Consider the following 13,609-nt stretch of genomic DNA (forward strand, 5'->3'; position numbering starts at 1 on the left):
GCACGTCCGACTCGACCTCGACGGGGCCGGTGACGCGATGCGGCGGGACTACCCGGCCTTCACCACCGGCCTGCGGCAAGCCGCCGGTCACGACTGGCAGCAGCGCATGCGGCAGGCGCAGGTCGCCGCGTCGGGCAACGAGCTGATCCGGGCCGACCTCAACTCCGGTTCCCCCGGGTCCAGCTGTGGATCAGCTCCGGCGACCTGTACGGCCGCGGTTGGGTCCAGCGTCGGTAGGTGCCTCAGACCGTTCCGGCGCGGTCCTCGGTAGGTGCTGATCGCCGCTGTGGTGCCCGCGTCGTGCGTGTCTCACAGAGCGGTTGGCTCTTTCGGATGGCGCAAGGGCATGTCGGCCGGAACTTCCGATTGGCGTGTTCACGCCCGTGCCACTCTGGGATTTCCAGTGAGGAAGTCTCCGAACGAGAGGGAATCGGTGCCATGAGGAGAATCGCGCGCGGGCTGGCAGTACTCGGGGTGGTCGCGGCGACGGTTGCGCCTGTGCCGGCGCACGCGCAGATCCGGCTGTTCCATCCTCCGGAGCTCGGAATCCGGTTCAACCCCGATGGTGTTCCCGGCCAGTGCGGCGGAAGGACCGGTGATCAATGGGCCGAGGAGAGAACCTGGACCGACGCCATCCGTTTCGATACCGACAGTCGTCCGGGCGGCTGCCAGCTGGCGTTCGGCGTCTACGACCCCGACGGCGACCTGGAGGGCGTGTCTCTCACCTACGAGCTCCGCTCCACCCCCGGCGGGGACCCGGCACAGTGCGGCAACCAGGGCACGTTCAGGATGCCGATCAGCAAGGATGCCCGAACCTTCGGTCCCGCCGTCCGGATCGACACCGACAGTCGTCCGGGCGGCTGCAACCTCACCTTCGCCGTGCCGCAGATCAAGCAGACGTACGTCGCCCTCGACATCCAGTACGACCCGGACGGGGACCCGGCCCAGTGCCACAACACCGGGCGCAGATGGGCCGAAACCGACCGTGGCCCGGTGACGATCGGCATCGACACCGACGACCGTCCCGGAGGGTGTCGGCTCCAACTCCGGCTCACGGTAGGAGCGGGCTGACCGCAAGGAGGCCGCCCCGGGTGGCTCCGCACGCGGCCACCCGGGTACGAAGTACCGGTGGGCCCCGAGTGATCTCGGGGCCCACCGGCCTCGCGCAGTCCTACGCCGAACACCCCTGACCACCGCGAGGAACGGCGTCCCCGGGGTGCCTGGCAAGGCACTGATCACGCCACTGAAAGCCTTTGCGCGTGCTGCCGTCCGGATGATGAGGTGGCACGGTGATCGACCGTCATGGAGCAGTGCCCGTAGGACCGTTGACACTGGCCTGGGTCCACCGACACCTGTCAACCGGCGAACGGATCGTCGGCACCGAGGCGCTGCACGGCGGCATCACAGCCGATGTGCGGAGGCTGACCATCGGCACCCGGGACGGAGGCACCCGTGACCTGGTGCTGCGGTCGTTCGTCGACCCGTCCTCCGTGGAGCGCGCCGAGGAGTGGCTGAACCGGGAGGCCGACGCCCTGGCGCTGCTGGCGGGGACCGATGTGACGGCTCCTGGACTGGTCGCGGTAGATCCGACCGCCGCCCACTGCGAGTACCCCTCGCTCCTCATGACACATCTGGCGGGCCGGACGGTCCTCGATGACGAGGGACTGGAGACGCGCGTCCCGCTGCTGGCCCGGCAACTCGTGGCGATCCACGCCGTGCGCCCCGCCGAACGGCCCCGGGAGTACGAGGCGTTGACGACCGCCGACACCGTGGTGGTCCCGAAGGACGCCGACACGGCGGCATGGGCCGCGGCGATCGACGTGATCCGCAGGCCCGCGCCGCGCTACGAAGGCCGGTTCCTGCACCGGGACTTCCAGCCCGGCAATGTGCTGTTCGACGTGCCGCCCGCGAAGTCGGCGGGTGCGCGGATCACCGGCGTCGTCGACTGGGCCGCCTCCTCCTGGGGCCCGGCGGACCTGGATGTGGCGCACTGCTCCACCAATCTCGCGCTGCTGCACGGCCCGGCCTGGGGGCAGCGGTTCGCCGAGGCGTACGAGGAGGCCGGCGGGGTGCTGGCCGCGGCCGCGGGCGAGCGACTGTACTGGCAGGTGCGGGACCCGCTCGCCTGCTCGGAGGAAGTGCAGGTGGTGGCGCGGGCCTGGCGGGACGCCGGGAGGGCGGAGCTGACGACGCAAGCCGTGGAGGAGCGACTGGATGCCTACGTCACCGGCCTGATGGACGCGTTGGGCTGAGCACCGGCGGTCCGGGGCCCGACTTCCGCCCGCGAACGCGGCCCCGTCCCGGCTTGACCCGCGGGCCGCCCTGGTCCACCATTCCACTATTGAACTAGTGAAAGGCCGCAACGGGTGTGATCGAGTACCGCATCGATCGGCGCAGCGGGGTCTCCACGTACCAGCAGATCGTGCAGCAGACCAAACAGGCCCTGCGGCTCGGGATGCTGGAGCCCGGGGACAAGCTGCCGACCGCCCGCGAGGTGGTCGAACTGACCGCCATCAACCCCAACACGGTGCTCAAGGCCTACCGCGAACTCGAACGCGAGGGACTGGTCGAGCCCCGCCCGGGGCTCGGCACCTTCGTCCGGCGTTCGCTCGCCCGGCCGGAGGCGGCGGCCGACGGACCGCTGCGCGCGGACCTGGTCGGCTGGGTGGACCGGGCCCGCGAGGCCGGGCTGGAACGCGAGGACATCGCCGCGCTGATGGCCTCCGTGCTGGAGCAGCGCTTCGACGCCGGGGTTCCGCCGACGCCACCGAGCTGACGCACGCCGGAACGGGGGCCGGTGTCGTACCGAACAGACAGACAGACAGACAGACACACCACAGCCGTACGCCGGGCCGCCCGGCAGCACCGAACCGAGAACAGTGGGGGGACCGGGTGAACGACGACCCGACAACCGTGACTCCGGCGCTGGAGGGCGTCGGGCTGGGCAGGCAGTACCGGGGTGAATGGGCCCTGCGCGCCTGCGACTTCACCGTCCCGAGCGGACGGATCTGCGGGGTGGTCGGCCCCAACGGTGCCGGCAAGAGCACCCTGCTCTCCCTCGCCGCCCGCCAACTCACTCCCACCGAAGGCGAGTTGCGCGTGTTCGGCGCACCGGCCGACACCCGTGAGGAGCGCGCCCGGGTCGCCTACGTGGCACAGGACAAGCCGCTCTACCCGGGCCTCACCGTGGCCGAGACCCTCCGGATGGGCCGCGAGCTCAATCCGGTCTGGGACCAGGAGACCGCCGAACAGATCGTCGACCAGGGCGAGTTGCGCCGCAAGGCCCGGATCGGCTCGCTGTCCGGCGGCCAGCGCACCCGGGTCTCGCTGGCGCTCGCCCTCGGCAAGCGCCCCGACCTGCTGCTGCTCGACGAGCCGATGGCCGACCTCGACCCGCTCGCCCGGCACCAGCTCATGGGCACCCTGATGTCGGCCGCCGCCGAGCGCGGCACGACCATCGTGGTGTCCTCGCACATCCTCCCGGAGCTGGACGGCGTCATCGACCACCTGCTGCTGGTCCAGCGCGGACGGATCCGGCTGTCCGGCGACCTGGACGACATCCTGGCGGGGCACCAGGTGCTCACCGGCCCCGCGGCCACCCGGTCCGGGGGTGCCGACCTCCCGCCCGGCCTGGTGGTCGAGCAGCGGACCGCCGGTCGCCGGGTGACCGCGCTGGTACGCACCGGCGAGCCGCTGGACGGCCCCTGGGAGAGCGAACGGCCCAGTCTGGACGAGCTGCTGCTCGGCTACCTCCGCGCCCCGGCCGAACCGGCCCCGGGCACCACAGGCACCCGTGGCACCACCGGCACCCCGGTCACCACAGGCACGACCGGCACCAGCGGCACGACCCGCACCACCCCGGCGACCGACGAGAAGGCAGCATGAGCACGGATGTCCTGACCGACCCCGCGAAGCCCGCCCCCGCCCCCGGGTCCGCCACCCCGGACCGTTCCGGAACCCCCCGGCTGCGCGGCCTGATCTGGCTGACGCTTCGCCAGAACCGTGCGCTGCTCTGGGTGCTGTCAGCACTGCTGGTTCTGCTGATGGCCGACCTCGTCTGGATCCACGTCGTCGACCAGCACATCACGGGCGTGCTGCGGCGAACGGGCTGCTACAGCCCCGAGAGCTGGGACAGCAACAGGTGCTGGATCCTCCTCTCGCCGATCAACCAGCCGAACTTCTGGTTCATCTCCGTGCTCCAGCCGGTGGTCACCGCCGTCCCACTGCTGATCGGTGTGTTCATCGGCGCACCGCTGCTGGCCCAGGAGCACGAGCGCGGCACGATCCGGCTGATCCGCGCCCAGTCCGTCAGCCCCGTGCGCTGGCTGGCCGCCCGTCTCGCGGTGCCCGGCCTCGCCGTCCTGGCCGCCACCGGCGTGCTCGCCTCGCTGATGACCTGGGTGTGGTGGACGGACATCGTGCACGGCCCGGTCGCCTTCGACCCGCCGTTCCAGTTCTTCACCTACCCGGCCCTCGGGGTGGCACCGGTCGCCTGGTCCCTGTTCGCCCTGGCCCTGGGCGTCCTGGTGGGCCAGCTGGTGCGCCGGAGCCTGCCCGCGATGTTCCTCACCGGTGCGCTGGTGGCGATCGTCCACGGCCTGGTGCGCTGGGCGCGTCCGTCCTTCTACCCGACGGTCGACGCGGTGGCACCGCTCAGGGCCATGCAGCCCACCAACGCGTGGCTGGTCGACGCGAAGACCATCCTGCCCGACGGCAGCCGGGTCGACTCCGTCGCGTGCGTCGAGACGCATCGGTGCGACGGGGCCACCGGCACCTGGCTGAGCTACCACCCCTCCGCCCACCTCGTCCCGGTCCAGCTCGTCGAGGCCGGCATCCTGTTGGCGCTCACCGCCCTCGCCCTCACGGCCGCCTTCCGCCTCGTCCGCCGGTAGCCCTCCAGGCAGCACGCCAGCACCACGCCGACCCGCGCCCGAGCCCGGGCGCCACCCCCTCCCCACCCACCGCGCACTTGACGAAAGGTTGACCTGTTCACGGCAGATAGTTGACGCTCGGCGCCCCTATGGTCGGCCCATGCCCTCACAGCCCATCAGGCCGACCGCCCTGCCGGTCCTGCCCTACCGCAAGCCCACCCGCGGCCGGGACTACTGGGTCCTGGACAACGTCCTGCCCGACCCGGACGCCGTCCGCGAACGCGTCCTGGCCCGCGGCGACTGGACCGAGGGCTACCCGTACCGCCCCGAGACCTGGCCCGGCCTGCGCACCATGCCCGGCCTGGAACCGGACGAGCTGGCGCGGGTCGAGGCCCAGGTCCGCAAGGCCACCGGCGCCTCCCGGCTCTGGGTGCAGAGCACCCCCGGCGGCGGCACGCTCAACCACAACTGCGTCCAGGTCGTCGGCGCCGGGGAGTCGGAGTCCCGCCCGCACACCGACTCGCGCGCGCTCTGCCGCTACGCCGCCGTGCTCTACCTGAGCCCCGGCGCCCCCAAGGACGCCGGCACCAGCTTCTACCGCCAGCAGTTCCCCGGCGGCCGCCTCGGGGGCAACCTGGTCAACGCCCCGCACAACAACCTGGTCGAGGCGCTCGGCACCCGCCACGTCCCCGCCGACCACTTCACCGAGGACGTCCGGGTCCCCAACCGCTACAACCAGCTGCTCCTCTACCACGCCAACCTGATCCACAGCGCCACCGACTACTACGGCGCGGAACTGGCGGACCGCCGGATGACCGCCGTGTTCTTCTGGATGGCCTGACCGGCGGACCACGCCGGCCCGGGGCCCCACGGACCGGTTCGAGCGCCGCCCGCCCGGGGACGCTCCCCGCATGAACCCCGACGCCGTGCCCCCCACCGAGACCGTCCGCCCCGACTGGGCCGCCATCGACCGGCTGCCCACCGCCGACCTGCTCCGCCTGATGAACGCCGAGGACCGCACCGTCCCCGTGACCGTCGCCGGGCAACTGGCGCGGATCGCCGCCGTGGTCGACGCGGCGGCGGCAAGGATGGCGCGCGGCGGGCGGCTGATCTACGCCGGGGCGGGCACGGCCGGGCGGCTCGGGGTACTGGACGCCGCCGAGTGCCCGCCGACCTTCGGCACCGACCCCGGGCTGGTGGTGGGCCTGATCGCGGGCGGCCGGAGCGCCGTGACGGAGGCCGCCGAGGGCGCCGAGGACCGCACCGACCTCGCCGAGGCCGACGTGGCGGCACTCGCCCTCACCCCGGACGACACCCTGGTGGGCGTCTCCGCCTCGGGCCGCACCCCGTACGCGGTCGCCGCCGTGCGCGCCGGCCGGGCGGCCGGGGCACTGACCGTCGGGCTGGCCTGCAACCGTGGCTCGGCGCTGGTGGCGGCGGCGGAGCTGGGGATCGAGGTGGAGGTCGGCCCGGAGGTGCTCGCCGGATCCACCCGGTTGAAGGCGGGCACCGCGCAGAAGCTGGTACTCAACATGCTGTCCACCGCGCTGATGATCCGCCTCGGCCGGACGTACGGGAACCTGATGGTCGATCTGCGGGCCACCAACGTCAAACTCCGTGAGCGCGCCCGCCGGATCGTCGCGGAGGCGACCGGCGCCGACGCCCCGACGGTCGAGCGCGCCCTCACCGCCACCGACGGCCGGACGAAGGACGCCGTCCTGCTGCTGCTCGCCGACGTGGACGCGCCGACCGCCGCCCGGCTCCTCACCGCCTCGGCCGGACGGCTCCGCGACGCGCTCGAACTCGCCCGCCGCCAGCGCCCGTTGCCCGACCCCGGATCGCCGGAGCCGAGCCGGCCCTGACCGGAGACGGCCACGGCCATCGAGCGGTCCGGCGCCACAGCCGGTGCGCACCCTCCACGGTTCCCCCCTCCCTCAGGGCAGGGACCGGGCCGGGAACCCGCCGGGAACCCGCTACCCCAGCCGCAGGTCCGCGGCCGCCACGACCTCTCCCAGACGCGGGAAGTCCAGCTCCACCGAGGCCCGGTGCTCCGCCTCCGTCAACCCGGCCATCGCGTCCTCGACGAACACCAGCCGGTAGCCGTGGTCGGCGGCCGCGCGGGCGCTCGACTCCACGCCGAGGTTGGTCGCGATCCCGGTGAAGACGAGTGTCTCCACGCCCCGGGCCTGGAGCAGTTCGTGCAGTCCGGTGCCCTGGAAGGCGCCGATGGTGCGCTTCACCACCACCTCGTCGGCCGCCGCGACGACCTCGGCCACCAGCCCGCTGCCGGGCGGCTGTTCGGCGACGCCCGGGCGCTCGACCCGCACCGCGACGACGGGGGCGCCGGCCGCCCGGAACTCCTCGGCCAGGCGCAGCGAGGCCGCCACGACCTCCGGGCCGGAGTGCGGCGCGAGCTGGTTGGCGACGATCCGGTCCATCAGGTCGATCAGGACCAGGGCAGTGCTGCGGGGGTCAAGGGTGGTCATGGCGCTCACGCTAGCCCATCGCCCACGGCGTCCGGCCCCGCCCCTGCGGCAGCCTCATCCGCCTCCGACCCCTCCCGCGCTTCCGCCGCTTCCCGCCCTTCCGCCGCCTCCCGGGCGATCTCCACCCGGAAGCCCTCCACCAGCACCCGCAGCCCGTAGTCGAAGTCCGCGTCGTGGTCGGTCATCCGCAGCACGTCGGCGGCCTCGCTCAGCAGCGGCAGGTCGCGCAGCGCCTCGTCGGGGAACGGCGGCCGGGGGCGCTGCGCGGCGTCCTGTCGCCAGGCCTGTTCCTCGGTGACCCAGCCCATGATGTAGCGGTCGACGGTCAGCAGCAGTCGCAGCGCCGTGCGCGGGCGCAGCCCGGCCCGACACAGGGCACTCAACTGTGCCTCGACTGCAGGGAGTTCGTCCTCGGTCGGCAGGGTGCCGGCGTGCACCCGAGCGCCGTCGCGGTAGGCCAGCAGGGCGTTGCGCTTGGCCCGGGCGTCGGCGGCGATCCAGTCGGGCCAGTGCTCCGGGTCCGGTTCGCGGTCGGACGGGAGGGCCTCGGCAAGCATCGCCTCGGCCATCAGGTCGAGCAGTTCCCGCTTGTTCTTGAAGTGCCAGTAGAGCGCCGGTGACTGCACGCCGAGCTCGCGGGCGAGCCGCCGGGTGCTGAGCCCGTCGATGCCCTCCTCGTTGAGCACGCGCAGCGCGGTGCGCACCACCTCGTCGCGTTGCAGCGCCATCCGATCGGCCTCCCGGTAATCCGCTTGCGGGGCCACCTTATCGCCGCTAAGTTCCGACCCGGACTTTATCAGTGATAAGGACGCAATGACCTATCCGACGGCCACCGCCACGACTGCCACCGGCACCACGACCACCGACAGCCCCACGACACCCAAGGGCCCCGCATGACCTCAGGAACGGACCGCCGACGGTCCCAACTGCTCCCCGACACCACGCCCTGGCGCACCTCCCGGGACTTCCGCCTCACCTGGACCTCCGGCACGGTCACCCTCCTCGGCTCGGTCTTCACCATGACCGCGATCCCGCTCCAGATCGCCGACCTCACCGGCTCACCGCTCGCCGTCGGAGCCGTCGGAGCGGTCGAGCTCGTGCCCACCGTCCTGTTCGGCCTCTACGGAGGCGTGCTCGCCGACCGCGCCGACCGCCGTACCGTCGCCCTGGCCACCGAGGTCGCCCTGGCCGTCCTGAGCGCCGTGCTGCTGGCCAACGCGCTGCTAGGGGCGCCAGCCGTCTGGCCGCTCTACCTGGCCGCCGGCCTGGCGGCGGCCGTCCAGGGCATCCAGCAGCCCTCAGTAGAGGCGATGATCCCCCGGCTGGTGCCGCCGGAGCAGCTGGTGGCGGCCGGGGCGCTGCTCTCGCTGCGCTGGAGCATCGGCGGCGTGGCCGCGCCGGCCGCCGCCGGACTGCTGATCGCGACCACCGGCGCCCCGGCCGCGTACCTGATCGACCTGGCCACCTTCCTGCTGTCGATCGCCCTGCTCGCCCAGGTGCGGCCGGTCCCCTCGGCGCGGGACGCCGAGGCGTCGTCGCTGCGCGACTTCACCGAGGGCGTCCGGTACGCGGCCCGCCGGCCCGACCTGTTGGGCACCTACCTGGCCGACCTCGCCGCGACCGTCTTCGCCCTGCCCACCGCCTTGTTCCCCTTCCTCGCCGGGGAGCTGGACGCGACCTGGGCACTCGGCCTGCTCTACTCGGCCTCCGCCGCGGGCAGCCTGCTCGCCGCCGCCACCGGCGGCTGGACGGAACGGGTGCACCGGCACGGACGGCCGGTCCTGCTCTCCGCCGCGCTGGTCGGCGCGGCCACCGCCGCGGCCGCCGTCGCCCCGGGCCTGTGGGCCGTACTGCTCTGCCTGGCCGTCGCGGGTGCCGCCCACTGGATCGGCGACACCTTCCGCAGCGCCATCTGGAACCGGTCCGTTCCGGACGAGCTGCGCGGCCGCGCCGCCGGCCTTGAGCTGCTGATCGGCTCCGCCGGACCGGCCCTCGGCGACCTCCGGGCCGGCGGCCTCGCCGCCCGGCAGGGCATCCGGGCCGCCCTGGGCACCGGCGGGCTGCTCTGCCTGGGCAGCAGCACCCTGCTCGCCGCCGCGCTCCCGGCACTGTGGCGCTACGACCAGCGCACGCCCGCCACGGCGGCCGGGTCCCGTCCCGCGCCGTGACGGCGCCGGACGACCGGACGACCGGACGACCGGGTCCGCCCGGCCGTCAACCATCAACCATCACCCCCCACCCCCGACTACCCCCCGGCCGGCAACAGGTACCCCAACTGGGAGATCACCGACCAGAGTCGGTCCGCCAGCTCGGACGCGGCCGCGACCGCCCCGACGAACACCTCGGGCGCACTCGCCGCCGCGACCAGCCCGCCCTTGGCCACCGCCCCCAGTCCGGCCACCGCACCCGCCCCGACCGCCGCCCACACCCCCAGGGCCAGCAACCCGACCGCCCCCAGCCCGGCCAGGAACAGTTCCCCCTCGGGGGTGAACAGCCGCCGGTCCCGCTCGATCGTCACCGCCAGCTCGGGCACCAGGGTGGGCCCCAGCGGCGCCGACCGCTGCCGGGCCCGGACCAGGTTGAGCATCGCCTCCCGGATTTTGTCCGGGAGTTGCACGGCCCGCAGCGGCACCCGGTGGATGTGGTACAGCACCAGCCCGTCGTACCCGGGACGGCCGTTGGCCGGCCTCGGGTACTCGCGGAACTCGGCCCGGTCGGTGGGCCAGTAGCAGATCCAGTCGACGTACGTCTCCCCGTTCTGCTCGGTGACGTTGACCGGCACCGGAAGGATCATCAGCCCGGCGCCGAGCCGCCAGCTGGTGGCCGCGGCGACCACCGAGTACGGCAGCTGCTTGACCGCGGTGCGCTGCAGGGCGATCAGCCGGTTCTCGATGATCCGGCCGCACGGGTCCCGCAACACCGCGATCTTGCCCTGGAGTTCGCGGTAGGTGTCGAGCGCGGTGCGCTCGGTGCCGACCTCCAGGGCCTCCATCCGCAGGTCCGGGACGTGGTTCTGCAGGCCGAGCAGGTCCGGCTTGAGCGCACCGCCCGGGGTGAGTTCGCGGATGGCCTTGACCAGTTTGACCGCCGGGGTGCTCCGGTCCTTGAGCATCCGCTTGATCGCCTCGACCTTGGCCGTCGGAAAGGTGTTGGTCAGGTCCTCCGACAGCACCTGGAGCACCATCCGCAGCACCGGGTCCTGCGGCTGGGCGGTGAGCCGCCCGTACGGCAGCGCCTCCTCGGGGCCCAGCCGGTCCCGGCGGGGCGTGCCCCACCACTCGGCGATCCGGTCGAGCTGGAAGGTCACCCAGGTCGCGCCGGGGCGGGCGTCGAAGTCCACCCCGAAGTGGTGGCGCACCCACAACTCGGCGGCCAGGTACTCGAAGACCGTCGGCGGCTCCTCCCGCGCCGGCCCCAGCAGCAGACACGTGTCCTGGTCCCTGAGGAAGCTCACGCGATGTCCTTCAACGGGCTGCTCACCGCGATGTCCGTCCCCGAGGTCGGCGTGTACTCGTTCCACTCGGCGATCAGCGTGCCCCGGTGGCCGGGCCGGCGGACCGGGAACGGCGTCAGGGTGCCGTCGTGCCGGTGGGTCAGACCGCTGAGCACCAGGTGGGTGTCGTCCGGCACCCGGACCACCCGGGCGGTCTCCTGGATCCGCCGGTCCTCGTACTCGTCCACGACGACCGCGGTGCCCGGGGCGAAGCCGGCGCTGGAGGCCACCGGCACCAGCACCGGGGCGCCCCCGGCGGGCGGGTCGACCACGGCGGCGCAGGTGGTGACGGCCTCGTCCTCCAGCAGCAGCGAACTGCTGCCCGGGTTGGCCGGCGGGATGCCGGGGTAGTTGCGGTCGTCGTAGGCGGCGATCTCCCGGGCGATGCTCAGGTACGGGTGGTCGGCGGGCAGTTGGGCGCCGTGGAAGCCGCCCTCGGCGAACCGTACCCAGGCCTCCTCCCAGCCCTTGCGCACGGTGAGCACCACCCGGGCGCTGCCCGCCCGCAGGAAGGCCTGCCGGTTGGCGTCGGGGTGGCTGATCCGGCTGACGAAGGGCCAGGCGGCCGGGGCGTCCCAGAAGTAGGAGTAGAGGAAGGTGACCACGTTCTCCCACTCGATGGCCTGGTTGACGAAGGCCACCTCGGCCTCGTGCCCGAGCACCGCCGCCCAGGCCGCGGCGCTCACCTTGAGCGCGCCGGTGTCGTCACCGGGGAAGCCCGCGCCGTGGCCCAGCCGGTCGGGGTCGCTCGCGACCGAGTCCTTGAAGGCGTTCACCACGTCGGAGGGCATCAGGTGGTAGTCCACGCCGAGCAGGAAGCGCAGTACGCCCTTCATGATCTCGTCGCTCTCCTCGCGCCGGAGCGTGAGGGTGTCGACCCCGTTGAGGCGTTCGCGCAGTGCGGCGGCGCGGGCGGCGAGGTCCTGCTGCTCGGCGTAGTACTTGGTCTGGGCCGCGTTGAACAGGGCCGCCCAGACGTCGTTCTGCCACTGCCGGCGGGCCTCGTCGGTGGGTTCGACGACGGCCGTCAGGTTGAGCCAGGTCTGCCGGTTGTTGACCAGGTGGAAACTCACCGTGCACGGCCCGCCGGCGTGCCGCAGCAGGGCGCCGTTGACCGGGTCGGCGAGGTCGACCGGTCCGTGGGTGCCGAACGGCTCGTTCCACTCGGGGATGGTGCTGCCGAGCACCTTGAGGTTGTAGTTGTAGTCACCGGTGCGGCTCTCGGAGGCGAACTGGAACCAGAGGTTCTTGATCCAGTACCGGTCCGGGACGTTCAGCGGCGGCGCGTCGAAGATCCCGGCGCCGTCGTTGTTGGGCGCGGTGACGTTGACGTGGAGGTCCGGGTGCGGGCCGGGGGCGAGCGGCACCACCGCGCCGTACCGCTCGGCGAGCACCAGGTAGTGCGGCTGGCTCTCGCCGGGGCGGACCTCCTCGGTGATGTCGGAGTGCGGCACCTCGAACTGGAACGGCCCCAGCTTCGCCTCGATGGCCGCGAGTTCGGCATAGGCCTGGCGCAGGGCGCCGGCCGGTTCGGGGATGGCCAGGTCGTAGGTCAGCCGCAGCCCGGAGCGGTAGAGCCGGACCCGCCACTTGCGCATCATGCTGAAGTAGTCGATCCGGACCGGATCGGTGGCACTGGCGTTCTTCAAGGTACGGGTGGTGGTCTCCGAGGAGCCGGTCACGGTGGTGGTCGTGATGGTGACCTTGTGCTCCTGCTTGGTACGCGCGGAGGCCTTCTGGGTGATCGTGGTCGCGTGCTTGCGGCTGTCGGTGGCGGACTGCGAGTCGGCGCTCTGGCTGGTCATGCCGGAGGTGGCGGAGCCGGAGATCAGCGGGATCCCGCCCGAGACGGTGCCGGTGACGTTGAACTGGTTGCTGTGCTGGAGCTGGTTGGTGGTGGACTGGGCGAGTTCGGTGTTGTCGGTGACGCCGGTCTCGCTGAAGTTCTCCAGCGAGTCGGTGACGATCGAGCTGAACTCCTTGGAGGTGACGGACCATTCCTTCTGGGTGACGGCCGTCTCCTCCAGCGGCGCGAGCGGGATGGTCGCGACCAGTTCGCCGCGCTCGATCCCGGCGGGGGCCATCTCCAGGCGCTCCAGGTTCATCATGCCGATCGGGTCGACGGCCGCGTTGTGGTCGTACGCGGCGTTCGCGACGGCGGCCAGCCCGGCCCGGGCCTGGCCCGCCGCAGTGGTGTCGGATCGGCGCAACTGCTCCAGCTCACGGCCGAGTTCACGCAGCGCGGGACCGTCGGCGGCGGCCAGGACGGCGGCCCGCAGCGGACGGTCGGCGGGGTCGGCGGCGGAGGCGGCGAGCAGCTCCCAGGGCAGCTCGGCCGTCAACCGCCGCGCAGCGCGGTCACTTCGTCCGGTCGGAGGTCGAGCCCGCGCAGGTAGGCGTGCGCGACCAGGCCCGGCCCGCCCGGTGGACCGGGCACCTTCAACGGGACGAGGGTGGCCTTGTCGATGCTGCGGGCCGCGTGCCCGAGCACCGGTGGCGACTGGTCCCCGCCCGGCCAGGGCGGCACGGGCGGTACGGGCGGCACCGGCAGACCCACCACGGCGGGCGGCGGCGCGACCCGGGACGCGGGCACGGCCTCGGACGCGGGCACGGCCTCAGGCGCTGGCACGGCCTCGGGCAAGGGCGTGAGCTCGGGTGTCTCCGGGGTGCGATCCGACATGACGGTCCCCTCCGTAATCCGTCCGGTTGCTGCCCGCCACCTACCCGGCGCCACCGGGCGGACGCGCCGCACCCGAACG

The 13,609-nt window shown here is 73.0% G+C and carries 13 protein-coding genes; 8 read left to right on the forward strand and 5 right to left on the reverse strand.

Features of this window, described 5'->3' with window-relative positions; genetic code table 11:
• Positions 1-474: 474 nt before the first annotated feature.
• The 7 genes from ACZ4W5_RS24325 to murQ all read left to right on the forward strand — a co-directional run bounded on the left by ACZ4W5_RS24325 (position 475) and on the right by murQ (position 6,733).
• A complete protein-coding gene (locus ACZ4W5_RS24325) occupies positions 475-1,071 on the forward strand; it encodes a hypothetical protein (RefSeq protein ID WP_465656844.1) in 597 nt (198 codons plus the stop codon).
• Positions 1,072-1,325: 254 nt separating this feature from the next.
• Positions 1,326-2,252, forward strand: a complete 927-nt coding sequence (locus tag ACZ4W5_RS24330) for a phosphotransferase family protein (RefSeq protein WP_465656846.1) — start codon at positions 1,326-1,328, stop codon at positions 2,250-2,252.
• 116 nt (positions 2,253-2,368) lie between these two features.
• Positions 2,369-2,776, forward strand: coding sequence for a GntR family transcriptional regulator (locus tag ACZ4W5_RS24335; protein WP_360242232.1), 408 nt, complete (start codon positions 2,369-2,371; stop codon positions 2,774-2,776).
• A 137-nt stretch (positions 2,777-2,913) separates the two neighbouring features.
• On the forward strand, positions 2,914-3,885 hold the full coding sequence (locus ACZ4W5_RS24340; RefSeq protein ID WP_465656848.1) for an ABC transporter ATP-binding protein: 972 nt from the start codon (positions 2,914-2,916) through the stop codon (positions 3,883-3,885).
• A complete protein-coding gene (locus tag ACZ4W5_RS24345) occupies positions 3,882-4,892 on the forward strand; it encodes an ABC transporter permease (RefSeq protein WP_465656850.1) in 1,011 nt (336 codons plus the stop codon). Before ACZ4W5_RS24340 ends, ACZ4W5_RS24345 begins: the two co-directional genes overlap by 4 nt.
• Before the next feature lie 139 nt (positions 4,893-5,031).
• Positions 5,032-5,712: a DUF6445 family protein gene (locus ACZ4W5_RS24350; protein WP_380587683.1), complete on the forward strand. Its 681-nt coding sequence runs from the start codon at positions 5,032-5,034 to the stop codon at positions 5,710-5,712.
• Positions 5,713-5,782: 70 nt separating this feature from the next.
• On the forward strand, positions 5,783-6,733 hold the full coding sequence (gene murQ / locus ACZ4W5_RS24355; protein WP_465656851.1) for an N-acetylmuramic acid 6-phosphate etherase: 951 nt from the start codon (positions 5,783-5,785) through the stop codon (positions 6,731-6,733).
• Positions 6,734-6,844: 111 nt separating this feature from the next.
• Here the strand turns inward: murQ and ACZ4W5_RS24360 are convergent, their stop codons facing one another.
• Complete coding sequence (locus ACZ4W5_RS24360) at positions 6,845-7,357, reverse strand: isochorismatase family protein (RefSeq protein WP_465656853.1); 513 nt, start codon at positions 7,355-7,357, stop codon at positions 6,845-6,847.
• 5 nt (positions 7,358-7,362) lie between these two features.
• Entirely contained in the window at positions 7,363-8,085 is a 723-nt protein-coding gene (locus tag ACZ4W5_RS24365) for a TetR/AcrR family transcriptional regulator C-terminal domain-containing protein (RefSeq protein ID WP_465656855.1), read from the reverse strand.
• A 165-nt stretch (positions 8,086-8,250) separates the two neighbouring features.
• Between ACZ4W5_RS24365 and ACZ4W5_RS24370 the strand changes: the two genes are divergently transcribed.
• The gene (locus tag ACZ4W5_RS24370) at positions 8,251-9,525 is read left to right on the forward strand and encodes an MFS transporter (protein ID WP_465656857.1); all 1,275 of its coding nucleotides are present in this window, start codon (positions 8,251-8,253) and stop codon (positions 9,523-9,525) included.
• A 77-nt stretch (positions 9,526-9,602) separates the two neighbouring features.
• On the opposite strand, the gene ACZ4W5_RS24375 is transcribed toward ACZ4W5_RS24370, so the two are convergent.
• From ACZ4W5_RS24375 to ACZ4W5_RS24385, 3 genes are read right to left on the reverse strand one after another with little or no spacing between them, the layout of a single operon-like run.
• Entirely contained in the window at positions 9,603-10,811 is a 1,209-nt protein-coding gene (locus tag ACZ4W5_RS24375; protein ID WP_465656859.1) for a hypothetical protein, read from the reverse strand.
• Positions 10,808-13,192, reverse strand: a complete 2,385-nt coding sequence (locus ACZ4W5_RS24380; protein WP_465656860.1) for a hypothetical protein — start codon at positions 13,190-13,192, stop codon at positions 10,808-10,810. Before ACZ4W5_RS24380 ends, ACZ4W5_RS24375 begins: the two co-directional genes overlap by 4 nt.
• Entirely contained in the window at positions 13,189-13,530 is a 342-nt protein-coding gene (locus ACZ4W5_RS24385; protein ID WP_465656861.1) for a hypothetical protein, read from the reverse strand. Before ACZ4W5_RS24385 ends, ACZ4W5_RS24380 begins: the two co-directional genes overlap by 4 nt.
• Positions 13,531-13,609: the final 79 nt, after the last annotated feature.

This window comes from Kitasatospora sp. NPDC029367 (genome assembly GCF_055569135.1).